The sequence below is a fragment of the Streptomyces sp. NPDC051576 genome, assembly GCF_040681835.1.
Lineage (GTDB): Bacteria > Actinomycetota > Actinomycetes > Streptomycetales > Streptomycetaceae > Streptomyces.
In genome coordinates this window covers 875,290-899,891 of record NZ_JBFAZO010000001.1, presented here as the reverse complement: position 1 = coordinate 899,891, position 24,602 = coordinate 875,290, and the positions used below count along the sequence as shown (strand labels likewise).

General features: G+C 70.8%; 20 protein-coding genes. 7 read left to right on the top strand and 13 right to left on the bottom strand.

The genetic code is table 11. From position 1 onward, the window contains the following. Positions 1 to 103: 103 nt before the first annotated feature. From AB0M63_RS04275 to AB0M63_RS04265, 3 genes are all read left to right on the top strand, one after another. Positions 104 to 2,866 (top strand): lysylphosphatidylglycerol synthase transmembrane domain-containing protein, encoded by a 2,763-nt coding sequence (locus tag AB0M63_RS04275; protein ID WP_355917691.1) that lies wholly within the window; start codon positions 104 to 106, stop codon positions 2,864 to 2,866. Positions 2,867 to 2,962: 96 nt separating this feature from the next. Further along, on the top strand, positions 2,963 to 4,507 hold the full coding sequence (locus AB0M63_RS04270) for an alpha/beta hydrolase (RefSeq protein ID WP_366018308.1): 1,545 nt from the start codon (positions 2,963 to 2,965) through the stop codon (positions 4,505 to 4,507). Positions 4,508 to 4,643: 136 nt separating this feature from the next. Beyond that, a complete protein-coding gene (locus tag AB0M63_RS04265; protein ID WP_366018307.1) occupies positions 4,644 to 6,203 on the top strand; it encodes an alpha/beta hydrolase in 1,560 nt (519 codons plus the stop codon). Positions 6,204 to 6,301: 98 nt separating this feature from the next. Here AB0M63_RS04265 and moeZ read toward each other — a convergent pair whose 3' ends face one another. From moeZ to AB0M63_RS04205, 12 genes are all read right to left on the bottom strand, one after another. Next, positions 6,302 to 7,480, bottom strand: coding sequence for an adenylyltransferase/sulfurtransferase MoeZ (moeZ, locus tag AB0M63_RS04260; protein ID WP_366018306.1), 1,179 nt, complete (start codon positions 7,478 to 7,480; stop codon positions 6,302 to 6,304). A gap of 63 nt (positions 7,481 to 7,543) precedes the next feature. Then, positions 7,544 to 8,293: a spherulation-specific family 4 protein gene (locus AB0M63_RS04255; protein WP_355917702.1), complete on the bottom strand. Its 750-nt coding sequence runs from the start codon at positions 8,291 to 8,293 to the stop codon at positions 7,544 to 7,546. Next, on the bottom strand, positions 8,281 to 9,240 hold the full coding sequence (locus tag AB0M63_RS04250) for an NAD(P)-dependent oxidoreductase (protein WP_020119777.1): 960 nt from the start codon (positions 9,238 to 9,240) through the stop codon (positions 8,281 to 8,283). The genes AB0M63_RS04255 and AB0M63_RS04250 overlap by 13 nt, the downstream gene beginning before the upstream one ends. Positions 9,241 to 9,384: 144 nt before the next feature. After that, entirely contained in the window at positions 9,385 to 10,746 is a 1,362-nt protein-coding gene (locus tag AB0M63_RS04245; protein ID WP_366018305.1) for a hypothetical protein, read from the bottom strand. Further along, positions 10,743 to 12,494 (bottom strand): DUF3492 domain-containing protein, encoded by a 1,752-nt coding sequence (locus AB0M63_RS04240; protein WP_366018304.1) that lies wholly within the window; start codon positions 12,492 to 12,494, stop codon positions 10,743 to 10,745. Before AB0M63_RS04240 ends, AB0M63_RS04245 begins: the two co-directional genes overlap by 4 nt. Before the next feature lie 201 nt (positions 12,495 to 12,695). Further along, entirely contained in the window at positions 12,696 to 14,324 is a 1,629-nt protein-coding gene (locus AB0M63_RS04235; RefSeq protein WP_366018303.1) for an ABC transporter ATP-binding protein, read from the bottom strand. Then, positions 14,321 to 15,319, bottom strand: a complete 999-nt coding sequence (locus AB0M63_RS04230; RefSeq protein WP_355922088.1) for an ABC transporter permease — start codon at positions 15,317 to 15,319, stop codon at positions 14,321 to 14,323. The genes AB0M63_RS04235 and AB0M63_RS04230 overlap by 4 nt, the downstream gene beginning before the upstream one ends. Next, complete coding sequence (locus tag AB0M63_RS04225; protein WP_366018302.1) at positions 15,316 to 16,380, bottom strand: ABC transporter permease; 1,065 nt, start codon at positions 16,378 to 16,380, stop codon at positions 15,316 to 15,318. The genes AB0M63_RS04230 and AB0M63_RS04225 overlap by 4 nt, the downstream gene beginning before the upstream one ends. A 4-nt stretch (positions 16,381 to 16,384) precedes the next feature. Beyond that, positions 16,385 to 18,103: an ABC transporter substrate-binding protein gene (locus AB0M63_RS04220; RefSeq protein ID WP_355922094.1), complete on the bottom strand. Its 1,719-nt coding sequence runs from the start codon at positions 18,101 to 18,103 to the stop codon at positions 16,385 to 16,387. Positions 18,104 to 18,297: 194 nt separating this feature from the next. Continuing rightward, positions 18,298 to 18,390, bottom strand: a complete 93-nt coding sequence (locus tag AB0M63_RS04215) for an Ms4533A family Cys-rich leader peptide (protein WP_317886218.1) — start codon at positions 18,388 to 18,390, stop codon at positions 18,298 to 18,300. 56 nt (positions 18,391 to 18,446) lie between these two features. Further along, entirely contained in the window at positions 18,447 to 19,802 is a 1,356-nt protein-coding gene (locus AB0M63_RS04210) for a DUF3152 domain-containing protein (protein WP_366018301.1), read from the bottom strand. Positions 19,803 to 20,408: 606 nt separating this feature from the next. Further along, positions 20,409 to 21,530: an alpha/beta hydrolase gene (locus AB0M63_RS04205; RefSeq protein ID WP_366018300.1), complete on the bottom strand. Its 1,122-nt coding sequence runs from the start codon at positions 21,528 to 21,530 to the stop codon at positions 20,409 to 20,411. 184 nt (positions 21,531 to 21,714) lie between these two features. Here AB0M63_RS04205 and AB0M63_RS04200 point away from each other — a divergent pair, with 184 nt between their 5' ends. The 4 genes from AB0M63_RS04200 to AB0M63_RS04185 all read left to right on the top strand — a co-directional run bounded on the left by AB0M63_RS04200 (position 21,715) and on the right by AB0M63_RS04185 (position 23,579). After that, positions 21,715 to 21,933 carry a hypothetical protein gene (locus AB0M63_RS04200; protein ID WP_366018299.1) on the top strand — a complete coding sequence of 73 codons (219 nt, stop codon included), beginning with the start codon at positions 21,715 to 21,717 and terminating at the stop codon, positions 21,931 to 21,933. A gap of 190 nt (positions 21,934 to 22,123) precedes the next feature. Next, positions 22,124 to 22,768 carry a TetR/AcrR family transcriptional regulator gene (locus AB0M63_RS04195; protein WP_043674651.1) on the top strand — a complete coding sequence of 215 codons (645 nt, stop codon included), beginning with the start codon at positions 22,124 to 22,126 and terminating at the stop codon, positions 22,766 to 22,768. A gap of 145 nt (positions 22,769 to 22,913) precedes the next feature. Then, positions 22,914 to 23,141 carry a DUF3107 domain-containing protein gene (locus AB0M63_RS04190; RefSeq protein ID WP_019058367.1) on the top strand — a complete coding sequence of 76 codons (228 nt, stop codon included), beginning with the start codon at positions 22,914 to 22,916 and terminating at the stop codon, positions 23,139 to 23,141. 168 nt (positions 23,142 to 23,309) lie between these two features. Further along, positions 23,310 to 23,579 (top strand): hypothetical protein, encoded by a 270-nt coding sequence (locus tag AB0M63_RS04185; RefSeq protein WP_355922244.1) that lies wholly within the window; start codon positions 23,310 to 23,312, stop codon positions 23,577 to 23,579. A gap of 34 nt (positions 23,580 to 23,613) precedes the next feature. Here AB0M63_RS04185 and AB0M63_RS04180 read toward each other — a convergent pair whose 3' ends face one another. Then, complete coding sequence (locus AB0M63_RS04180) at positions 23,614 to 24,351, bottom strand: ferritin-like fold-containing protein (protein WP_355922108.1); 738 nt, start codon at positions 24,349 to 24,351, stop codon at positions 23,614 to 23,616. Positions 24,352 to 24,602: the final 251 nt, after the last annotated feature.

Here is a 24,602-nt window from a genome sequence, read left to right as displayed (position 1 = left end):
AGACTGTGCGCCCCCGCATTTGCACCCTGATGCCCCCGTGTGTCGGTGGGGCATGCCACCATCGTGCGGGCGGTGACCAGTGATACGAGATCAAGAAGAGACGATGAAGCAGCAGGGTGTGCACCCCGAAGACGCGGAGGGTACCTCTGACGCTGCGTCGCGCCCGGACACCGCCGCCGAGAACGACGCGACCGAAAAGGACCCCGAGGAGGGTCCCGCGCAGACGCCCGCGCCCGGCCTCGACGACTGCGGTGACGAACCGCACGCCGAAGAGGTCGAGGGCGACGAACCCCTGCTCCCCGCGCGCGTGCACCGCCCTTCGGATCTCATGCGCCTCCTGGTGGGCTTTCTCGCGATCGTCGTACTGCTCGCGATCGCCGCGTTCGCGCACGGCACGACCTCGGGGCTCGAACAGGACATCAACAAGGGCACCGGCCAGGCCCCCGACCTGCTGATCAAGATCGCGGGACTGGCCTCCAGCATCGCCATCCTGCTGGTGCCGGTCGCCTTCGCGATCGAGCGGCTGATCAAGCGGGACGGGCTGCGCATCGCCGACGGCGTGCTCGCGGCGGTCCTCGCCCACGGAGTGACACTCGCCACTGACCTGTGGGTCGCCAAGGCCGCCCCGGGCTCCATCCAGGAGGCGCTCACCCAGCCCTCTCCCGGCGACATCCACGCCCTCACCGATCCGGTGCACGGCTATCTGGCGCCCGTCATCGCCTATATGACGGCGGTGGGCATGTCACGGAGGCCTCGCTGGCGCTCCGTGCTGTGGATCGTCCTGCTGCTCGACGCCTTCTCGATGCTGGTCACCGGCTACACGACGCCGTTCTCGATCATCCTGACGGTGCTCATCGGCTGGACCGTGGCCTACGGGACGTTGTACGCGGTGGGCTCGCCGAACGTCCGTCCGACCGGGCGGACACTGATGGCGGGCCTGCGGACGGTTGGCTTCCGCCCGGTGGGCGCGGCCCGCGAGGAGGCCGTAGACACGGAGAACGGCGACCGGGGCCGGCGCTACTTCGTGACCCTGGAGGACGGCCCGCCGCTGGACGTCACGGTGGTCGACCGGGAGCAGCAGGCGCAGGGTTTCTTCTACCGCGCGTGGCGCAATCTGACGCTGCGCGGCTTCGCGACCCGCAGCAGTCTGCAGTCGCTGCGGCAGGCGCTGGAGCAGGAGGCCCTGCTCGCGTACGCGGCGATCGCGGCCGGGGCCAACGCCCCGAAGCTGATCGCGACCTCGGAGCTCGGCCCCGACGCCGTCATGCTCGTCTACGAGCACACCGGCGGGCGCACCCTCGACTCGCTCGCGGACGAGGAGATCACCGACGATCTGCTGCGCCTGACCTGGCACCAGGTGCAGGCGCTGCAGTCGCGGCGCATCGCCCACCGCAGACTCGCCGGTGACGCGATTCTGGTGGATCGTTCCGGCAGGGTGATCCTCACGGATCTGCGCGGCGGCGAGATCGCGGCCGGTGAGTTGCTGCTGCGCATGGACGTCGCCCAGTTGGTGACCACGGTCGGCCTCCGGGTGGGCGCCGAGCGCGCGGTGGCCTCGGCGGTCGGCGTCCTCGGCCCCGACGCCGTGGCCGACTGTCTGCCGATGCTCCAGCCGATCGCGCTGTCGCGCTCCACGCGCGCGACGCTGCGTCGGCTGTCCAGGGAGCGGGCCCAGCGGGAGCGCGAGGCGATCCTGGAGGCATCCCGGCAGACCAGACAGGCCCACGCGGAGGCGGTCTCGGAGGGCTCCACTCCGGTACTGGAGAAGCCTGACAAGAAGACCGACAAGAAGGCCGTGCGCGCGGAGCAGCGGGCCGAGAAGCGGGCCATCGACGAGGCGCTGGACGAGGCCCGCGAGGAGGATCTGCTCACCCAGATCCGCCATCAGGTGCTGTTGATCAGGCCGCAGGCGCCGGTCGAACCGGCTCGTCTGGAGCGGGTGCGGCCGCGCACGCTGATCAGTTTCATCGCCGGTGCGATCGGCGCGTACTTCCTGCTGACGCAGCTCACGCACATCGAGTTCGGCCCGCTCGTGGCCAACGCCCAGTGGGGCTGGGTGGCCGCGGCCGTCATGTTCTCGGCGGTGAGCTACTTCGCGGCGGCGATGTCCCTCCTGGGGTTCGTGCCGGAGCGGGTGCCGTTCCTGCGGACCGTGGCGGCGCAGGTCGCCGGGTCGTTCGTGAAGATCGTGGCACCGGCTGCGGTCGGCGGTGTGGCCCTGAACACGCGCTTCCTCCAGCGTGCCGGGGTGCGGCCCGGACTCGCCGTGGCGAGTGTCGGCGCGTCCCAGTTGTTCGGGCTGGGCTGCCACATCCTGATGCTGCTGTCGTTCGGCTATCTGACCGGCACCGAGAAGACGCCCTCCCTGTCGCCGTCCCGGACGGTCATCGCCGGACTGCTGACGGTGGCGGTGCTCGTGCTCGTGGTGACCTCGGTGCCGTTCCTGCGGAAGTTCCTCGTCACGCGCGTGCGGTCGCTTTTCGCCGGGGTCATTCCGCGCATGCTCGACGTGCTGCAGCGGCCTCAGAAGCTGGTCACCGGCATCGGCGGCATGCTGCTCCTGACGGCCTGCTTCGTGATGTGCCTGGACGCGTCGATCCGGGCGTTCGGCGACCAGTCGACGACGCTCAGCCTGGCCAGCGTCGCCGTCGTCTTCCTCGCCGGCAACGCGCTCGGCTCCGCGGCCCCGACCCCGGGCGGTGTGGGCGCGGTCGAGGCCAGTCTGACCCTCGGTCTGATCGCCGTCGGCCTGCCCAAGGAGGTCGCCGCTCCTGCGGTGCTCCTGTACCGGCTGCTGACGCTGTGGATTCCGGTGCTGCCGGGCTGGCTGTTCTTCAACCACCTGTCCCGCAAGGGCTCCCTGTAGAGCACGGATACGCATGCGCGTAGGGCACGCACGCGTGCGTACCTCGTACGGACCGCGCCCCGAGCGCGTCGCCCCGCCCGACCCCAGGATGGGGTCATGCCGAACCCCTCCCGGCTGCGTGCCGCTGCCCTGACCGCCGCTGTCGTCCTGCTGTCCGCCACGCTGGCGGGCTGCGGCGGCGACTCCAAGGACGAGGATCCGACGGCCCAGAAGCTGAGCTGGAAGGACTGCCCGGCCCCGTCCGAGTCGGAGGGCGGCGGCGCCGCGCCGTCGCCGCTGCCGAACGGCGGCAAGTGGCAGTGCGCCACCATGAAGGCGCCGCTCGACTGGAACAAGCCCAAGGGCGACACGATCGGGCTCGCGCTGGTCCGGGCGAAGGCCAGCGGTGCCACGGACAAGCGGATCGGGTCGCTCGTCTTCAACTTCGGCGGCCCCGGCGGTTCGGGCGTCACCACGCTGCCCGCGTTCGGCGAGGACTACGCGACCCTGCGCACCCGCTACGACCTGGTGAGCTTCGACCCGCGCGGTGTCGGCCGCAGCGCCGGCGTCAAGTGCGAGAGCGACTCCCAGCTCGACCAGTACTTCCAGCAGGACGCCACACCGGACGACACGGCCGAGCGCACCAAGCTGCTGGCCAACACAAAGCAGTTCAACGCGGCCTGCGAGAAGAACTCCAAGAAGGTGCTCCCCCAGGTGCGTACCACCGAGGCGGCCCGCGACATGGACCTGATGCGCCAGGTCCTCGGCGACGACAAGCTGCACTACTTCGGCATCTCCTACGGCACCGAACTCGGCGGCGTCTACGCCCACTTGTTCCCGAAGAAGGTGGGACGCGCCGTCTTCGACGCGGTCGTCGACCCCACCCAGAACTCCGAACAGGGCTCCCTGGGACAGACCAAGGGCTTCCAGCTCGCACTCGACAACTTCGCCGACGACTGCACGTCGAAGACGACGGACTGCCCGGTCGGCGACACCGCGCAGGACGTCAAGGACCGCATCGCCAAGCTGCTCAAGAGCCTCGACAGCAAGCCGATCCCGGGCGTCTTCCCCCGCCAGTTGACCCAGACGGCGGCGACCAACGGCATCGCGCAGGCCCTGTACTCCAAGGACTTCTGGGCGTACCTCACCGAGGGACTCGAACAGGCCTACGCCGGTGACGGCAAGGTCCTCATGCTGCTGTCCGACTCGATGAACGGGCGCAGCGAGAACGGCGAGTACAGCAACATCGCCGCGGCCAACATCGCCATCAACTGCGCCGACGACAAGCCCCGGTACACCGCCGACTACGTCGAGCAGAAGCTGCCCGAGTTCCGGGCCGCCTCCCCTCTCTTCGGCGACTTCCTCGCCTGGGGCATGGTCAGCTGCACCGACTGGGCCGTGCCGGGCGCCGCGGACCATCCCGACGTGAGCGCGAACGGGTCGGCGCCGATCCTCGTCGTGGGCAACACCGGCGACCCGGCCACACCGTACGAGGGCGCGCGGAAGATGGTGGACGCGCTCGGCAAGGGCGTCGCGGTCGAGCTGACGTACAAGGGCCAGGGACACGGGGCGTACGACAGCAAGAACAAGTGCGTGCAGAGCGCGGTGAACGGCTATCTGCTGACCGGGAAGGTCCCGGCCACCGGCACCGTCTGTTCCTGACCCCTCCCTCAAAATTCCGACATAATCGCAGGTCAAAAGGTTATCCACAGGCTGCGGCAGGCTCGGCCCGCGCCGCCTACTATGGCCTGACCGCCATCCGCGGCGTGACGCGGACGGCCTGCGAGGGGGGAAGCACATGGCACGACTCGTACGGTGGACGGCCCTGATGGCCGCTGCCGCACTGCTGACGGCCGGCTGCAGCAGCGGCTCGTCCGACGACGGCAAGGGCGGGGCGGGGACCGACGCCGCCACACCGTCGACGGCCGACTCCACTTCTGCGTCCACCACGGCCGCGTTGCCCGCTTCTCTGACCGCGCAGAGGCTCGACTGGGGCCGCTGCAAGGCCACCGGGGACTCGGCCGCGCCGAGCAGTGACTGGCAGTGCGCGACGCTCAAGGTGCCGCTGGACTGGACGAAGCCGGACGGTTCCACGATCGGGCTCGCGCTGATCCGCTCCAGGTCGACCGGCGGCGACCGTATCGGCTCGCTGCTGTTCAACTTCGGCGGTCCCGGTGGCTCGGGCGTCGACTACATGCCGGCGTACTCCGCCACCGTGTCCGCGCTGCACGAGCGCTACGACCTGGTGAGCTGGGACCCGCGCGGGGTCGGCGCCAGCGAGGGCGTCCGCTGCCGCAGCGACAAGGCGATCCAGGCCACCGAGGACGTGGACGCCACGCCGGACACACCGGCCGAGGAGACTGCCTACTTCCAGGACGCCACCGACTTCGGCAAGGGCTGCGAGAAGGCCGCCGGGAAGCTGATGGCGCATGTGTCGACGACCGACACCGCCCGCGACATGGATCTGATGCGCCAGGTCCTGGGCGACCCGAAGATGCACTACTTCGGCATCTCGTACGGCACCGAACTCGGCGGTGTCTACGCCCACTTGTTCCCCAAGAAGGTGGGACGGCTGATCCTGGACGCGGTCGTCGACCCGAGCGCCGACTCGGTGGGCCACGCGCTGAACCAGACCCGGGGCTTCCAGCGCGCCCTCGACGACTACCTCAAGTCGACGGGCCAGAACCCCGCGCAGGGCTCGAAGAAGATCGCGGCCCTGCTGAAGCGGCTGGACGCCAAGCCGCTGGCGACCTCGTCCGGGCGGAAGCTGACCCAGACCCTCGCCCTGACCGGCATCGTCCTCCCGCTGTACAGCAAGGAGGGCTGGCCCACCCTGACCAGCGCCCTGGACTCCGCCGAGGAGGGCGACGGTTCGGAGCTGCTGGCGCTCGCCGACGGCTACAACGACCGTGACAGCGCGGGGCACTACGGCACGACGACCCATTCACAACGGGTCATATCGTGCTTGGACGACAAGCAGCGGCCGACGCCCGAGCAGACACGCAAGCTGCTGCCCGAGTTCGAGAAGATCTCCCCGGTGTTCGGCGACTTCATGGGCTGGGACACGGCCGGGTGGTGTCACGACTGGCCGGTGGCCGGGCAGTACGACACCCCGGAGGTCAGTGCGCCCGGTGCGGCGCCGATCCTGGTGGTCGGCAACACCGGGGATCCGGCGACGCCGTACGAGGGCGCCCGCAAGATGGCCGACGAGCTGGGCAAGGGCATCGGTGTGGAGCTGACCTGGAAGGGCGAGGGGCACGGGGCCTACGGCAGCGGGAGCGACTGCGTCGACTCGACGGTGGACGCGTATCTGCTGAAGGGGACGGTGCCCAAGGACGGCAAGGTCTGCGCCTCGTAGCGCGAACGTCCGACCGGACCGCTGCCCGGACATGTGCCCGGGCAGCGGAAAGGGGCCCGGCACCTGTGGTGCCGAGCCCCTTCCGGAAAGGCGCGTGCCTAGTAGACCGGCTTGCTGGGCTCGATCTGGTTGACCCAACCGATCACGCCGCCGCCGACGTGGACCGCGTCCGCGAAGCCGGCCGACTTGAGGACGGCGAGGACTTCCGCACTGCGGACACCCGTCTTGCAGTGCAGGACGATCTTCTTGTCCTGCGGGAGGCTCTCCAGGGCGGTGCCCATGAGGAACTCGTTCTTGGGGATCAGCTTGGCGCCGGGGATCGAGACGATCTCGTACTCGTTGACCTCGCGGACATCGATGATCTCGATGTTCTCGCCGTCGTCGATCCACTCCTTGAGCTGCTTCGGAGTGATCGTCGAGCCGGCCGCCGCCTCCTGGGCCTCCTCGGAGACGACGCCGCAGAAGGCCTCGTAGTCGATGAGCTCGGTGACGGTCGGGTTGTCGCCGCAGACCGCGCAGTTGGGGTCCTTGCGGACCTTGACCTGGCGGTACTGCATCTCCAGGGCGTCGTAGATCATCAGTCGGCCGACGAGCGGGTCGCCGACGCCGGTCAGGACCTTGATCGCCTCGGTGACCTGGATGGAGCCGATGGACGCGCACAGCACGCCCAGCACGCCGCCCTCGGCGCAGGAGGGGACCATGCCGGGGGGCGGGGGCTCCGGGTAGAGGCAGCGGTAGCAGGGGCCGTGCTCGGACCAGAAGACGGAGGCCTGGCCGTCGAAGCGGTAGATCGAACCCCACACGTACGGCTTGTTCAGCAGCACGGCGGCGTCGTTGACCAGGTAGCGGGTCGCGAAGTTGTCCGTGCCGTCGACGATCAGGTCGTACTGGCTGAAGATGTCCATCACGTTCTCGGCCTCAAGCCGCTCTTCGTGAAGGACCACGTTCACGTACGGGTTGATGCCCAGCACGGAATCGCGCGCCGACTCCGCCTTGGAGCGGCCGATGTCGGCCTGGCTGTGGATGATCTGGCGCTGCAGGTTCGACTCGTCGACCTCGTCGAACTCCACGATGCCGAGCGTGCCCACGCCCGCCGCGGCCAGGTACATCAGCGCCGGCGAGCCCAGACCGCCGGCGCCCACACAGAGCACCTTGGCGTTCTTCAGCCGCTTCTGCCCGTCCATGCCCACGTCGGGGATGATCAGGTGGCGGGAGTACCTGCGGACCTCGTCTACGGTGAGCTCGGCAGCCGGCTCGACCAGGGGTGGCAGCGACACGGGGACTCCGTTGGTCGGTCAATCACTACGGTTGTTCTCCGCGTAACACTGCCATGCCCCTCTTCATTCCGAGACACCTGTTCCGATCCGCGAGACGATCTCGTCCCAGTAGCCGGGCATCGTCTCCCAGGGGTCGGTGCGGCCGCCGCGATCGGTGCGGTCGGTGAAGTAGATGGTCGAGGCGCCCTGCCAGCGGGCGATGCGCAGCGCCTCGTCGAGATGGCCGCGCGGGACGCCGTGCACGAAGTGGCAGAAGCGTTCGGGCGGGTGGTCGGCGGTCCACTCCGCGACCTGCGACCAGCGGTAGTCGCTCCAGGGGCCGGAGAAGGTCACCAACTGGTCGGCGCACTCGGCGTATTCGGGGTACGGGTGGGTGCCGTGCCCCAGGACGATGTGGGCGCCGTCACGGATCTCGCGGAGCGCGGCGACCGTGCGGCGGACCTCGGGAAGCGCGGCGCGTCCCGCGGGGCAGCGGTCCAGGAGGAAGCCGTCGACCCGGTACCAGTCGAGATAGCGGTGCGCCTCGGAGACCAGCGCGCCGAAGGCACGGGCGCCGTGCGCGGCGTCCAGGTGGCCCAGGACGCGGACGCCCGTGTTGCGGAGCCGGCCGGCCGCCTCCAGGCAGTGCGGGTCGGGGCGGGCGCCCGGACCGGAGGACACGTTGAGGACGACCCAGTGCAAGGGGGTGCCGGGGCGGGTGAGTTCGCCCCATTCGGTGGGGGCGACGAGCGGGTGCGCGTAGCCGGGGATGCCGAAGCCGGTGCGGACGCCGGTGCTCGCGATGCCCAGGGACGTGCTGGTCAGATGCGGCACGCCGCCTCCATCCAGATGTCGGCGAGGGACTCCTCCAGATTGATCCGGGGCCGCCAGCCGAGCCGGTCGCGGGCGGTGCGCACATCGGCCTGCTGCCAGCTCCCGCAGCCGTCCGGGTACGGGTACGCGACCGGGGCCGCGTGGTCGGGGTCGCTGCGCGGGTGGCCGATGGTGGCCCGCAGCGGTCCGGGCGGGCCGTCGAGTTCGTGCAGGGCACCGCCGTATCCCGCGACGCGGGCGAGGACGGCGGCGGCGTCGCGCAGCCGGACCGCGCGGCCCGAGCCGATGTTGATGACGCCCTGGGCCGCGGAGAGCGAGGCGGCGTGCACGGCGCGGGCCACGTCCCGGACGTCGACGAAGTCGCGTTGTGCGCCGAGGCCGCCGAGCTTGAGTTCGCCGTCGCCGGACTGCATGGCCCGGCGCATGGCCTCGGCGAGCCGACCGAGCGGGGAGCCGGCGGGGGTGCCGGGTCCCGCGGGCGAGAAGACGCGCAGCACGACGGCGTCGAGGCCGGAGCCGAGGACCAGTTCCGTGGCGGCGAGTTTACTGACGCCGTACGGGCCGCCGGGGCGGGGCACGGCGTCCTCGGCGGTGGAGGAACCGGGCTGGCTGGGGCCGTACTCGGCGCCGCAGCCGATCTGCACCAGCCGGGCCCCGCAGCCGCTGCGGCGCAGGGCCTCGCAGACGGTGGCGACGGCGACGGTGTTGTGCCGGGTGAGTTCGCGGGCGCCGCCTCTGGTGGCACCGGCGCAGTTGACGACGACTCCGGGGTGGACGGCGTCCAGGAAGCGGGTGAGTGCTCCGGGGCTGCCGGACGCGAGGTCGAAGCGGACGTCGGCGTCGTCGCCGCGGCCGAGCGCGGTGAGCTGGACGGCCGGGTCGGCGAGCAGGCGGTCGGCGACAAAGCGGCCGAGGTAGCCATTGGCTCCGATCAGCAGGACCCTCATCGGACGGCTCCCCGGGCCGACTCTCCGGATCGGGAGGTGATCATCTGGCGTTCTCCTTCACAAGGTGGTGCGGTTGCCTCCGGCGGTGGGGCCGGGCGCCTGCGGCCGGGTGACGTGACGCGTCGGCATGGGGGCATGTCGGTGTCACCTCGGCTCGTCCGCCGGCGCGTGCGCGGAGGCTCTGGTCAGCGTGCGGGTGGTGTGGAACAGGAGGATCAGGGCGGCCGCTCCGCAGGCGACGGCGGGAATGCCGCCCGGGCCCCAGAGGCTCAGGAGGGCTTCGACCGGGGTGGCCAGGAAGCCGCAGCCCGGGAGCCGGCCGATGAAGTCCAGGGCCAGCGCCGTCGCCTCGGTCGCGGCCGCCGCGCCGAGGGCGAGGGCCGGGGCGTGGGTGAAGCCGTGGACGGTGAGGAGGCGGGCGAGCAGCAGCAGGGCGCCCAGGGTCAACGCCTGGGCGTAGGCGGCCGGTTCGCCCAGGGCCGCGCCGCAGAGAGCGAGGAGGGCGGTCAGGGCGCACAGGAACAGGGCGAACGTGCCGAGCAGCAGCGGCTGTACGGAGTCGGCGAAGTCCTCCAGGCCGCGACTGGTCGCGAGCTTGCGCCGGGCGCGTACGGCGAAGTGGTGGGCGCACCAGGCCGCGGGAACGCAGGCCAGGGCGAGGGCCAGGACGGGTGCGGTGGCCATGGGCCAGAGTCCGCCCGCGGTACCGGTGGGCAGTTCGTCGGGGCCGCCGTCGTCAGCGGCGCGGAGCAGTCCGTCGCCGAGGAGGGCGTAGGCGAGCAGCCAGCAGGTCCACAGGCGCGCGCCGGGGGGCGTGCGCCAGGCGTGGGTGCCGGGTGGGGTGCTCAGCGGGCCGCGGCCGAGCGCCGCGCGCACGCCGAGGGCCACGGCGAGCACGCCGACGACGGCGACTGTCAGCCGTGCCCGGCCGTCCGTGAGGCGCAGGCCGGTCACGGTGGCGGCACCGAGGACTCCTGGCAGCAGGGCGAGTACGGCCCAGTCGACGCGGGGCGCCGGCACGGCCACGGCCTCGGAGTGCGAGGCGGCCGCGTCGTCGCGGGGCACGCGGGCGTACATCTCCTCGGCGAGCGAGAAGACGTCCCGGTGCCGGAAACGGCCGGCGGTCCGGTCGGTGACTCCGTGCGCTTCGAGCCCCGCCGCGATCTCCAGCGGATCGACGGCCCGCTCGCACAGCTCGCGGTGACGGTGCATCAGCGCCTTCACGGGGTCGGCGGCGCCGCGTCGGGCGGGGGCGGGTTTGCGGTCGCTCGCGCGGGGGGTCGGTCCCGGTGCCGCCTGCGCGACCGACGGCTCGGCGTCGCGTGGGGCGGGCGGAGAGGGAGGGCTGTCGTGGGTGTCCTGACCGACAGCCGCCGGGTCCCCCTCGTGCGCCTCCGGTTCAGGGTGCTCCTCCCCCGGTCCCCCGAGCCACTCCTCGGACCGCGCGTCCCACGCGCCCGCCCCTCGGGGTGTCCCGGGGCGGTCGAGTTCGCCGAGGCCGCTCATCGGGCCGCCTCCGTGGTCGGCGACGGGATGGTGGCGCGTACCGGTGCTCCCGCCGCCCAGCGCGGGCCGCCGCGGGCGACGACGCGGGCCGCGGGGCCGGTCCAGCGGCCGGGGACATGAGCCTCGGCGGGTGCTGCGAAGGGGCGCGGGGCGCCGGCGTCGTCGAGGACGACATGGCGGACCGGGGAGTGCGAGACGATCTCCAGGTAAATGCCGTGAAATGCCGCGATGTTCTGCTCGACGGTAAACAGTTCGAGTGCGCGGGCGCGCGCGGCGGCGCCCAGGCGCTCACGGCGCTCGGGGTCGCGCAGCAGGGTCACGCACGCCTCGGCGAGCGCCCGCGGATTGCGCGGGGGTACGACGAGTCCCGTACCGCCGATGACCTCGACCACCGCGCCGACGTCCGTGGAGACGGTCGCCCGGCCGCAGAACATGGCTTCGACCAGGCCGACCGGGAAGCCCTCGACGACGCTCGACAGGACCGTCACCGTGCCGGAGGCGTACGCCTCGGCGAGCGTGGGGGCTTCCGGGCTACCGATCTCCTCGAAGGACACCGGGTTGTCGCCGACCGCGTGCACGCCCTCGGCCTCGTCGGGAAAGAGTTGGGCGGCCAGCGCCCGGCAGTGGCCCAGATAGGCGTCACCCTCGGCGCCGGAGGGAGTGCCGACGATCCGCAGGCGCGTCCCGGGCTCCTCCTTGCGGATCTCCGCGAAGGCGTGGAGCAGGGAGATCAGGTCCTTCGCGGGTTCGATACGGCCGACCCACACGAGCGTGTCCTGGTCGGCGCCCTCGGGCGCCTCGCCCACCTCCGCGAAGCGGGACGCCTCCATGCCCGGGTAGACCGTGCGGAGTTTCGTCCGGTCGGCGCCGCACCGTTCCTGCCAGCGGCGGGTGTGGGTGTTGCCGGGGGTGATCAGCGTGGCCCGGCGGTAGATCTCGGCGGCCAGCCTGCCGTGGAAGGCGGCGAGCAGGGCCCGTACGGCGGGCGGCGCGTCGGCGGAGGCGAGGTAGTGCGTCCGCAACTGCACGCCGTACTCGGTCACCAGCAGCGGTACGCCGGCGAAGTGCCGGGCGAGCAGGCCGGGCAGGGCCGCCGTGCCTCCGGCCGTCGCGTGGCAGAGGTCGACCGAGCCGAGGGCGTCGTCCTCGTACCAGTCGAGGGAGAGGGGGCGCAGGGCGCGTTCCAAGTGTGCGGCGACGGTGAGGAGTTCGGGCACACGCGCCTCGCGTGCCGTGCGGAGTGCGCCGGGCGCACGACAGGCGCGTTCCAGCGCGCGCACGGCGCGTTCGGAGCGCAGCGCGGCCACGAGTCCGCCCTCTTCGCGAGCGAGGTCCGCGAGGCCGTACAGCGCGTTGGCGAAACGGTCCGCCACATCGGCGGAGACGGCCGCCGAGGCTTCGGAGGGCCCTGCGGACGCGGTCTCCGACAGCGGCCCGTCCCCCGCCGTCCGCCCGTCCCCGGCGCACAGGACGGCCGCCAGTTCCCCGTAGCACTCGTCGAACCGCCGGCGCGCACGGCGCCCCAGAGACACACCGTCGTCCTCGGCGGTCCACAGCGGCGCGGTCCGTACGCGGGCGACGTGCGGCGGCAGTTCGAGCCAGCCCTCGTCCTCCTGGCGCTCGCTGCGGCTGAGCGCGTAGATGTCGAACTCGTGCTGCCCGAGCCCGCGCACGAGCCGGTCGCACCAGAGCCTGGCGTCACCGCTCACATACGGATAGCCACCCTCCGTAAGCAGTCCTACGCGCACGGGCACACCCCCGATCTCCCATATGGGGAGCCGCCGTTGACCCGGCGGCTCGCAGCGGGACGAACGTATGCGGACAAGGCGGTGGCGCGATGGACGGTTGTCCATCGCGCCACCAAAAGGGGTGAACGGTCGTAACTTTCCCGTACGGCTCGCGTTCGCTCGCGCTAAGGGATCACCCTGGAGCGGATCGTTCAACGATCCTCAGGCCGTCGCCAACTCCCGTCGCACCGCCCTGCGCTGGGCCGCCACCTCCGGATCGAGGGCCGGTACGGCGGCCAGGAGTTGCTTCGTGTACGGGTCCTGCGGGGAGTCGTAGACCTCGTCGGCGGGGCCTTGTTCAACGATCCTCCCGCGTCGCATCACCGCGACCCGGTCGCTGACCTGGCGCACGACGGCGAGGTCGTGGGCCACGAAGACCAGGGCCAGGCCGAGTTCGCGCTGGAGTTCGCCGAGCAGGGCGACCACCTGGGCCTGGGTGGTGACGTCGAGCGCGGAGACCGGCTCGTCGCACACGATCACGCGCGGGTCGGCCGCGAGCGCCCTCGCGATGCCCACGCGCTGGCGCTGTCCGCCGCTGAACTCGTGCGGGTAGCGGTCGTAGTGCGCGCCTTCGAGCCCCACGCGCTCCAGCAGTTCGCGGACGCGCCCCCTGATGTGCTCCTCGTCGCGTTCGCCACGCGCGCGGAGCGGATCGGCGATCGACTCGCCCACGCTGCGGCGGGGGTTGAGGGAGGAGACAGGGTCCTGGAAGACCATCTGGACGTCGGGGCGTACGCCCCCGCCCGGCTTGATCTCACCGGCCGTCGGCTTGAGCAGCCCGACCAGCATGCGGCCCAGCGTCGTCTTGCCGCTGCCGCTCTCGCCGACGATGCCGAGGGTCTCGCCCCGGTGGATGGTCAGCGACACGTCGTCCACGGCCGCGAACGCCCGTTTCCCGCGCCCGAATTCACGTCGTAGGCCGGTCGCCTCCAGAACGACGTCCTGGGACGCCCCTGAGGGCGCCCGTGGCACGTCCACGCGCGGGACGGCACCGAGCAGGTCCTGGGTGTACTGCTCGGCCGGCGCCCCCAATACGGCACTTGCCGGCCCGTGTTCGACGGCCCGTCCGTGCCGCATGACCAGGATCTCGTCGACGCTCTCGGCGGCGACGCCCACGTCGTGGGTGACGAGCAGCAGGCCGAGGCCGGTCTCCTCGCGGAGCGTGTGCAGCAGGTCGAGGATCTGCGCCTGGACGGTCACGTCGAGCGCGGTCGTGGGTTCGTCGGCGATCAGCAGGTCCGGTTCGCAGGCCAACGCCATGGCGATCAGGGCGCGTTGCCGCATGCCACCACTGAGCTCGTGCGGGCGCGAGCGGGACCGTCGTGGCGCGTCCGGAATTCCGACCCGGTCCAGTACGTCGACGGCACGCGCGCGTGCGGCACGACGGGACACACGCGCGTGCACCCGGTACACCTCGGCTATCTGGTCGCCGATCGCGTAGTACGGGTCCAGGGACGACAGCGGATCCTGGAAGACCATCGCGGCCTTCCCGCCGCGCAGCCGCCGCAGTTCCGCGTCGGACGCCTCCTGTACGTCGATGCCGGCCACCCGCACCGAGCCGCCGACGTCGGCTCCCGTGCCGCGGTGCAGGCCCAGCAGGGCCGAGGCGACCGTGGACTTGCCGGAGCCGGACTCGCCGACCAGGCCCAGCGCGGCGCCCTTCTCCAGCCGGAAGGAGAGGCCGTCCACGGCCCGCAGCGATCCGAACCCGACCGTCAGGTCGGTGACTTCCACCAAGGCATCCCCAGAGCCGTCCACGGAGCCGTCCATGGAGTCGTCCACCGGACTCATGCGAGCACCACCCGTCGGTCGGCCACCGCGTACAGCACGTCCGCGACGGCGTTGGCGATGACCACGAAGAAGCCGATGACGAGGACCATGCCGACGACCACAGGGAGGTCGACGACATTGACGGCATGGACGAGTTCCTGTCCGATGCCGGGCAGTCCGAAGAGCGTCTCGGTGAGGACCGCGCCGCCGACCGCCGAACCGACGTTGTTGGCGTTGAGCGCGATGATCGGCGCGAACGCACCGCGCAGCGCGTGCCGCCCGATGATCGACCGCTCGCCGACGCCATACGCGCGGAAGGTGCGGATGTGGTCCTCGGCGAGCGTCTCCAGCATCGACGCCCTGGTGAGCCGGGCGAACGCGGCGGCCTCGATGAGGGCCAGCGAGAGCCAGGGCAGCAGCAGGTTCCAGGCCCACTGTTCGGGGTCGTCGGTGAGGGCGACGTACTGCGGGAAGGGCAGCAGTTGAAGCTGCCCGCAGACCACGATCATCAGCACCAGGCCGATCACGAACACCGGGGTGGCGACGCCCGCGAGGGTGATGCCGGTCAGCAGGCGCTCGGTGAACCGGCCGCGTCGCCACGCGGACAGGACGCCGGTGCCGACGCCCAGGATCAGCCACAGCACCATCGCGCCGAACACGAGGGACAGGCTGACCGGCAGCTTGGCCAGGATCAGTTGGGTGACCTGCTGGTCGCCCTGGTACGACAGCCCGAGGCAGGGCGCCGAGCAGTGCTCCACGGAGGTGCCCGTGGAGTAGTCCTGGCCTACGAGGATGCCCTGGAGGAAGTGCCAGTAGCGGAGGTACAGCGGGTCGTCGAGCCTCAACTGCTGGGCGACCTGGTGCACTTGTTCCGGCGAGCAGCGCGGGCCGCAGGTGATCTGGGCGACGTTGCCGGGGGTGACGAAGAAGACGACGTAGACGATCACCGAGATCGCGAGCAGGGTGATCACGGTGGCGATGCCGCGGCGCAGGACGAATCCTCCGAAGCCGCTCATGAGGTGGCCTCCTCGGTGCCCGCGCCCGTGCCCGTGCTCGTGCCCGTGCTCGTGGCCTTCGCGTTCGCGTCGGCCTTGGCCTCGCGCTTGCGGCCGGTGCCGATGCGCAGGCGGGATGCCGCGCGCGGGTCGAGGGCCGTGCGGATGCCGTCGCCCAGAACGGTCAGCGCCAGGACGGTCACGAAGAGGGCGCCGGCGGGCAGCAGAAGGTACTGCGGCGCGGCCTGGTACCAGACGTCGGCGGCGGTGAGCATCTGTCCCCAGGAAGGGGTCGGGGGCTTCACACCGACGCCGAGGAAGGACAGCGCGGCCTCGGTGGTGATGTTGATCGGGACGAGGAGCGCCGCGTACGTGATGACGGGCGCGGCCAGTCCCGGCAGCAGTTCGCGGCGGGCGATGCGCCAGGTGCCCCACCCACTGAGCCGGGCCGCGGAGACGTAGTCGAGCTCCTTCAGGGACAGCGTCTGGGCGCGCACGATCTTCGCGATGTTGCCCCAGGCGATGAGCCCGATGACGAGCGCGACGAGCAGGGGACGCGGGAAGCTGCTGGGCACGATCGCCAGCAGTGCCAACGACATGATCATCAACGGCATCGCCACGATGATGTCGGTGATCCGGCTCAACAGTTGATCAACCCATCGACTGCCGAGCGCGGCGGCGACACCGATCACGACCCCGATGGTGACCTGTACGACGGTCGCCCCCAGGGCGACGCCGAGCGAGACCCGGGCGCCGTAGGCGAGACGGGCGAACAGGTCGCGCCCTGTCTGCGGTTCGACGCCGAGCCAGTGGTCGGCGCCGATGCCCCCGAAGGAGCCGGTCGGTACGCCGCCGCGCGCGGAGTCGATGAGTGAGGGGTGGTAGGTGAAGGGGTCCTGGCCCTCGATCGCGGTGAGCAGCGGCGCGGCGAGCGCGACCAGGACGAGCAGGGCGACGACGGCCGCCGCGACGAGGGCGGCGCGCTGCGCGCGCAGCCGCCGCCAGAACTGGCGGGCCCCCGAGGCGGCCGGGACGGAGATGTCCGTCCCGGCGGCCTGGGAGGCGACAAGTGCCTCACTCATGGGGTTACTTGACCGCGACCTGGGAGATGTCCAGGACGCCGGTCCAGTCGCTGATCACGACGTTCTTGATGTCCTTGCCGACCAGCCGCTTGTAGACGGGGTGGAACAGCGGCACGGTCAGGGCCTGCTCGCCGATCTTCTTGTCCAGTGCACCCCACCGCTTGGCGGCCTCATCAAGATTCGTCAACTTGTTGATCGAATCAATCTCGGCATTGACCGACTTGTCATTGAGCAGGCCGGTGTTGAAGTTCGCGCCGTCCTTGACGATCTGGCGGCCGTCGAAGATCGGGGCGAGGAAGGGACCGCCGGAGGGCCAGTCGGCACCCCAGTGGGCGAGGAAGAAGCCCGGCTCGGTCTTGACGCTGTGGATCTTGTCCTTGTAGTCGTTGATCTCCAGTCCCTGGAGCTTGACGGTGATGCCGGCCTTCTTGAGCGCGTCCTGGATCGCGGTCGCGATCTCCGGGCTGGTCTCGAAGTCCTTGTCGTTGGAGTGCGTCAGGGTGACGGTGATCCCGTTCGGGTAACCGGCCTCCTTCAGCAGCTCCTTCGCCTTCGCCGCGTTGCCGGACGCACCGGCCGGGAAGAGGTCGTAGGGGTCGTACCCGAAGGACTTCTGGTTCGGCAGGAAGGTGGTCGCGGCCTCCGCCAGCGACGAACCGCCCGCCGCGTTGACCACCGACGACCGGTCGATGGCGTACGAGATCGCCTGCCGCACCTTGACGTTGTTGAACGGCGCGACCGTGGGGTTGAACGCGATGTAGTTGGTGTAACCGAAGTGCCCGGTGCCGACGCGCGCCGCGAGCTCCTTGTCGCCGGTCACCTTGGCGAGTTCGGCAGGACCGAGGTTGGTATCGGTCGTCACGGCGGCGGCGTCCGCCCCCTGGGACGACGACAACCGCTGGTTGATCACGGACGAGTCGAGCCCGGACTTCACGTCGATCTTGTCCGGATAGGCCTTGCGCTCGGCGTCGGTCGCCGCGGACCAATACTTGTTGCGCTCCAGGACGAGCGTCTCACCGTCGTTCTGGTTGCTGACGACCTTGTACGGCCCCGACGAGATCGGGTGCTGCTCGTACTTCGTCCCCGTGTCCTTCGCCTTCGGGACGGGCGTGAACTGCGTCTGCGTGGCGAGGTAGGGGAACTCGCCCTCGGGCTTGTTCAGATGGAAGACGATGGTCCGGCTGTCGGGCGTCTCGATCGCCGACAGCCCCTTCTTGTCCTTGTACGGCCCCTGGTAGTCGGCCGCGCCGACCAGCCAGTCCCGCAAGTAGGGCGCGCCGCCGGAGAGTTCGGCGGCGAAGGAGCGCTCGATGCCGTACTTGATGTCGGCCGAGGTGATCGCGGTGCCGTCCTCGTACTTGAGGCCCTTCTTCAGGGTGTACGTCCACACGGTCGCGTTCTCGCTCGGGCGCCCCGTGTCGGTGGCGAGGTCCGGGACGACCTTGGCGCCGGCCGCGCCGTTCTCACGGTTGCGGGTGGTGAGCGTACGGAAGACGAGGGACGGGACGTTGCCGCCGCCGGAGGTGTACAGGCGCGCGGGGTCGAAGTCCTCCTGCGGCTGCGAGTTGAGGACCGTGAGGGTGCCGCCCTTGTGCGGCGTGGAGTCGCCACCGGAGCCGTTGGCATCGTTGTCCTTCGGCCCGCAGGCGGCGGCGCCCGCTGCCACGGCCAGGCTGACGGATGCCACGGCCACGCGCCGGGCTATGACGGACGGTTGACGCATCGGAATGACGACCTCTCGGGGTTGCTTTTCGGGAACTCTCACGGAGCTTCTCGAATACTGAGACAGATGGACGAGGGGTGAGACGGCAGCGAACAGGCCTCTGCCCCGGCGTCAGGTCGTCGGAAAAGCCCTGCCACGGCCATGGACAAGGGCATGGTGGTACGGGTCGCGACACGAACGCCAGGGGCGGGTGTTCAGCGACAGAGAATGTCGGCCACGCAGAGCGGGGTCACGCCGATGAGCGCCAGCTCGATGGCGGCGCGGTTCGCGACATGACTAGACCACATGCCCAAAAATATGAAGGAAGTCGCGGCTCGTGTCAATGTGACATAAGCGTCGCCCGTCAACTCGCCGGGTACGGCCAGGAGTTCGGCAGACAGTGGATCCCGTCGTGGTCGAGGAACTTGGTCTGCTGCTGCATGACCGGGGCCAACTCGCCGTCCTTGTCGCAGGTGACGTGCCCGTAGCCGAGACGATGACCGACTTCATGGTTGATCAACATCTGTCGATACGCGTACATCTTGTCCCCATATGTTGACGACCCCTGCGCCCATCGATAGGCATTGATCATCACGCGTTCGGTGGCCGCCGAGTCGCACGACACATTGTCCTCGGTGGTGTCGAGCCCTGACTTGGCGCACCACGTGGCGGTGGTACCAGGACTGGCGAGCGTGATCACGAAGTCGGGTTTGCCGGAGTAGATCCGCTCGAAGGTACGGGCGCCGTTGTGGGCCCAACTCCGGTTGTCGTTGAGCGTCTTCTGCACGGCCTCGGCGAAGAGCGCACCGTCCAGCCCGAGCCCCTGCTCCACGTCCACGCGGTAGGTGTACTTGCGCCCCTTGCCGGGCGCCTTGTCGACACCGGGCACCGCGTCGAACTTGTCGGGACCCTTGAGCTTGGCGCTGAGCGGGTACTTCGTGTCCATCTTCTGCGCGTACGTCAGCGTCGCGACGCGCGCGGCACCGGACGGACTGGGCTGCGCGGAGGCCGTACTCCGTACGTCCCGCCCCTGATCGGTGGCCGCCTGCGACCGCGCCTCGTCGTCGTCACCGCCCTTGGCGACCTGCCCGGCCACGATGACGGCCAGCACGGTGGTGACGGCGGCGGCAGCGATGCCCGTGTAGGCGCGTCCCTTGCGGCCCTTGGCCGGGGCGGGCGCGGAGTCGGCGTCGGGATCAGGGTCGGTCGTAGGCGCGTCGTCGGTGTCGGAGGTGTACGGATCGGCGGGGTGCGCGTGCGTCGCGACATCCGCCTGGGGCGCGAAGACATCGTCGTCAGCTTCGAAGGCGTCGACGTAGTCCGGCCGGGGACCCCGACCGGCCTGAGGCGCCTGGCGCTGCCGGGGGATGGACACCCCGGGGCTCGCAGCGGGTGCGCCGCTCCGCCCCCTCAACTCACCCCAGCCACCACCGGATTCAGCCTGCTCGGGGTGACCGGCACGGGTTCGGGAAGCGCCGTCCGGCAAACGCGGGACGCCGTGCGCAGGGGTGCCGTCGGGGAAGCGGGGCGTGCCGTGCGCAGGAGTGCCCTCGGGCATACGGCTGCCGTCAGGAAGCCTCGGAAAGCCGTGCGCCGGTGTCCCGTCCGGAAGCCGGGGAAAACCGTGCGCCGGAGTGCCGTCGGCGAACCGCGGGACACCCTGAGCAGGCGTACCGTCCGCGAACCTCGGAACACCGCGAGCAGGCGTACCGTCCGGCAAACGCGGAACACCGCGCGCGGGAGTGCCATCAGGCAGGCGTGGGCCTCCGGCGGCGGGAGCACCGGTACCACCGAAGAATCGCGGCGTCCCGTGAGCAGGGGTCCCGTCAGGGAGACGCGGTCCTGCTTGAGCGGGCGGGGCGCCCTGGAAACGCGGGACGCCATGAGCCGGGGTCCCATCCGGAGACGGGGGACGCGACACACCCTGCGCGGGCGGCGCACCTTGGAAACGCGGCATGCCATGAGCCGGCGTCCCATCCGGCAGCCCCGACCCCCCATACCCCGGACCACCGCCCGCCGAAGGCTGCTGCCGACCAGGCGGCATCACCCCAGGCCCGGACCTACGCCCCACCCCTCCGCCTGAGCCCGTACCCGCACCGGAAACCGCACCCGAACCCGAGCCGGCCCCCGGCACCGCCCGACCACCCGGCACAGCCCGCTGCCCAGGCCGGCCGCCCTCATGTCCCGCGGGCCGGCCTTCCCGGCCCCGTTGCGAACCCTGGGCCTCCTGGGCGCTCCGTGCGCCCGTGCCGGCCCCCGTGCCTATGTCCGCGGAGTCACCCTTGGCAGGGGACTTACGGCGACTATGGCGTCCCACGTCGCCCCCTCAGCTCCCCTTGTTCACATCGTCGGCGTTGCCCTCACTCACCGTACGCACCGAACCGGTGCCACGGGACCCCCGCGCGCCACCCGCGCCACCTCGGCCGAAACCTTCCGCCTCGGCCGCGTGAAGCGAGCGCACGGCATCCGCCCCCGCTGCCACCGGCTTGCCCAATTCCCCTGTGTCCGTGAGGAGTTCACGGAACGCTGTCGCGACCGTCTCCGGGTACTCCATCATCGCGACATGCCCCGCGTCCGGCAGGGACAGCAGCCGGGAATCACGGAAGGTGCGGGCCGCTCGCTGGGCCATGCGGTAGCCGACGAGTTGGTCCCGGCCGCCGTAGACGAGGAGGGTCGGGGCCAGGACGCGTTCGGCCTGGCGCCAGAGGCCGTGTTGGCCGCCCAGGGTGTACGCGTTCACGATGCCGCGCGAAGAGCGGGCCATCGCGTCCCAGAAGTACGGCAGTTGGAGGCGTCGCTCCAACTCCTCGACCGCGTAGCGGAACGCCTCGGGGGTCACCCGGCCGGGATCGCCGTAGCAGAGGCCGAGGACGCCGCGGACGCGCTGTTCGGCCGTCCAGTCCCTGCTGATACGGGTGAAGAGGGACGCGATTCCCGGGAACCCCAGCAGTGCCGTCGGCACCGCAGAGCGCTGGACGCGGATCTCCGGCAGGGCCGGGGAGACGAGGGTGAGCGTGCGGACCAGGTCCGGGCGGACCGCGGCCACGCGGGTCGTGACCGCTCCGCCCAGCGAGTTGCCGAAGAGGTGCACCGGGCCGCGCTCGGCCGCGTCGAGGTAACGGATGACCGCGCGCGCGTGCCCGGTGACGGAGTAGTCGCCGTCGTCCGGTGGCGGGGAGTCGCCGAAGCCCGGCAGGTCCAGGGCCTCGCTGTCGACCAGGCCGTCGAGTTCGGCCATGAGCTGCGACCAGTTCTGCGAGGAACCGCCGAGCCCGTGGACGTAGAGCGCGGGCGGCAGTCCTTCGCGCACCGGTGGTCTCGACCGCACCGTGAGGGTGATCCCCGGCAGCCCGACCGACCGGAGCCGCTCCCCTTCGCCGACCCTGACGGGCGCCACTTTCGGGAGCACACTGGCGGCCGACACGGAAGGCAGCTCTGTCGAAGACATGCGGCAATGTTACGAGACGATCACGCAGTGGTTCGTGTGTTCGCCGTCACAGGCCACTCCGTGCACGCCGCGGTCACAGACAGCAATCGCATGCCACCCACATCGCATGGCGTCCGGATCGGGTGTCTCCTAGGCTCGTATTCAGGGCACCCGCACAGGGACGTACCTAGGAAGGGAGCCCGCCATGGCCGTCGACCCCACCGATCCCGAGACCTTCGAGGACGAGGACAACGCCGCCGAGCTCGATGTCGAGGCCCCGGAGGACGACGCGGCCGAGCAGTCGGCCGATGTGACACCGGGCGGCGACGAGCCACTGACCAGGGTGGACCCTGGCTCCGCGAACGAGGCCGATGTCATCGAACAAGCCCGGGCCGTCGCCATCGACGAGGACGACTATCGCTGACGGCCCCCTACTGGAGGGGACCGTGGGACGCGCGCTCTTGCCCACTCCATCCCCCTTCGAAACACTTTGCGCCGCTATCGCCGCCGTCCGGTCCGTGAAATTCTGCGCTCGCACCGCGCACACCACGGTTACCGAAAAGTACGATGGCGGCGCGGCGCTCACCGCATGAGGACGACATTTGGGAGGCGGCGTGACAGCCATCGAGCAGACAGAGGCGGCGCGCCCGCGAGGCACCCGCCTGCCGCGCCGTGCCCGACGGAACCAGTTGCTGGGAGCCGCCCAGGAGGTCTTCGTCGCGCAGGGGTACCACGCGGCCGCGATGGACGACATCGCCGAACGCGCCGGCGTCAGCAAGCCCGTGCTCTACCAGCACTTCCCCGGCAAGCTCGACCTCTATCTGGCCCTCCTCGACCAGCACTGCGAGTCGCTGATCCAGGCGGTGCAGACCGCGCTCGCGTCGACGTCCGACAACAAGCAGCGCGTCCGGGCGACGATGGACGCGTACTTCGCGTACGTCGAGGACGACGGCGGCGCCTTCCGGCTGGTCTTCGAGTCGGACCTGACGAACGAGCCCGCCGTGCGCGAGCGCGTCGACAAGGTGACGAACGAGTGCGCCGAGGCGATCTGCGACGTCATCGCCGAGGACACCGGTCTGTCGCGGGCCGAGTCGATGCTGCTGGCCTCGGGTCTTGGCGGCCTCGCCCAGGTCGTCGCCCGCTCCTGGCTGCACAGCGACCGCAGCGTCCCGCGCGACCAAGCGGTCCAGCTACTGGCCTCGCTGGCATGGCGCGGCATCGCCGGTTTCCCGCTGCACGGGAACGAACAGCACCACTGACCGCCGTCGACCCGCCGTTTGTTCCCGGGAGCTGTTCGCTCCTGGCGTTCTCGGCGCGGAACATGTAGGTCCCCTCACCGGGCTAATGTGTGCTGGGTACGGCGCGGAAGATCGCGCACTTTGCTGACCGTCGGAGGGACACAGCGTGGAGGTCAAGATCGGCGTGCTGCACACGCCTCGCGAGATCGTTCTGGAGACCGGTCAGAGCGCCGAGGCGGTCGAGCAGGCCGTGGCCGAGGCACTGACCGGCAAGGCTCCGCTGCTGAGCCTCGTGGACGAGCACGGCCGCAAGGTCCTCGTCCCCGCCGACCGCCTCGCCTATGTCGAGCTCGGTGAGGCGGCCCCGCGCAAGGTGGGCTTCGGCGCGCTGTAGTCACGCACGGACGAGGGGGCCCGGTGACCGACAAGGTCACCGGGCCCCCTCGCGTTTCCACCACAGATGGAGCACAAGTCACCCACAGGGGAGGATTGCATTCCGCAGGTCACGGGTATGACCGGCTACGACAGCAGTACGCGGTCGGCCGTGGGAGGGACCCCCGTGATCATCCTGGAAGCGCTCGGTGCCGCCGTGCTGGGTCTGCTGCTCGCATGGGCGGCCACCCACCGGCTCGCGGACCGTCTGCCGGCCCGCGCCCTGGTGTTCTCCACGGGTGTCGCCGGAGCGCTTTTCGGTGACTTCGTCACCCACAGCGCGCTGGGCCCGGGCAGTGGCCTGGCGAGCCTGCTCGGTGCCGCGGTCGTCTCGGCCGCCTCGCTCTCACTGCTGCTGCGCCCGTCGAGACGACTCCGGGGACGGTCCGCACCCGCGTAGCAGTACGTAGCCGACCGCCCCCGCACAGCCGTATTCAGGCGGCGAGCCCCAGAGCCGCCATCCGCTTGGTGTGCGCCTCGGTGATCCGGGAGAACATCCGGCCGACCTCGGCGAGGTCGAAGCCGTCCGCGACGCCGCCCACGAGCATCGTCGACAGGGCGTCCCGATCGGCCACCACCCGCTGCGACTGCGACAGCGCCTCACCCATCAACCGCCGTGCCCACAGGGCGAGTCGGCCACCCACACGCGGGTCCGCGTCGATCGCCGCACGTACCTTCTCCACGGCGAAGCTGGCGTGCCCGGTGTCGTCGAGCACGCCCAGCACGAGCGAGCGGGAGTCCTTGTCGAGGCGGGCGGCGACCTCGCGGTAGAAGTCGCTGGCGATCGAGTCGCCGACGTACGCCTTGACGAGCCCTTCCAGCCAGTCCGAGGGCGCCGTCTGCTTGTGGAAGCCGTCGAGGGCGGCGACGAACGGCTCCATCGCCTGCGTCGGCTCCGCCCCGATCTCCGTGAGCCGGTCCCTGAGCCGCTCGAAGTGGTGGAACTCGGCCGACGCCATCTTCGCCAGCTCCGCCTTGTCGGCGAGGGTCGGCGCCAGCTTGGCGTCCTCCGCGAGCCGCTCGAACGCCGCCAGCTCGCCGTACGCGAGCGCGCCGAGCAGGTCCACGACCGCGTTGCGGTACTGCGGGTCGGCGGAGGCCGTGGCCCAGTCCTGGGCGGCGACTCCGGTGGGTTCGGCGGGCGCGTCGGAGGCGTTGTCAGCGGTCGTCATGAAGCGCACAATAGCCCGCTCACCGCACGGCGGAAGTCCCTGGTCAATCACTGTGACGACCACTACGTGACCAAATCGGCCAACGCATATGCGCGATTCCGGGGTATGGTGGTAATGCGCCCGCCGAGTATTCGCCGGGCCGCACGAATGAGGATGCCCGGTCGGTGGCCCGATCGGCTCCGACCCGACAGCCCTCCTCGCCCGTACGGCGTTGTTCGTACGAAGTTCGGAGGGGGACCCTCAGCGGTTCG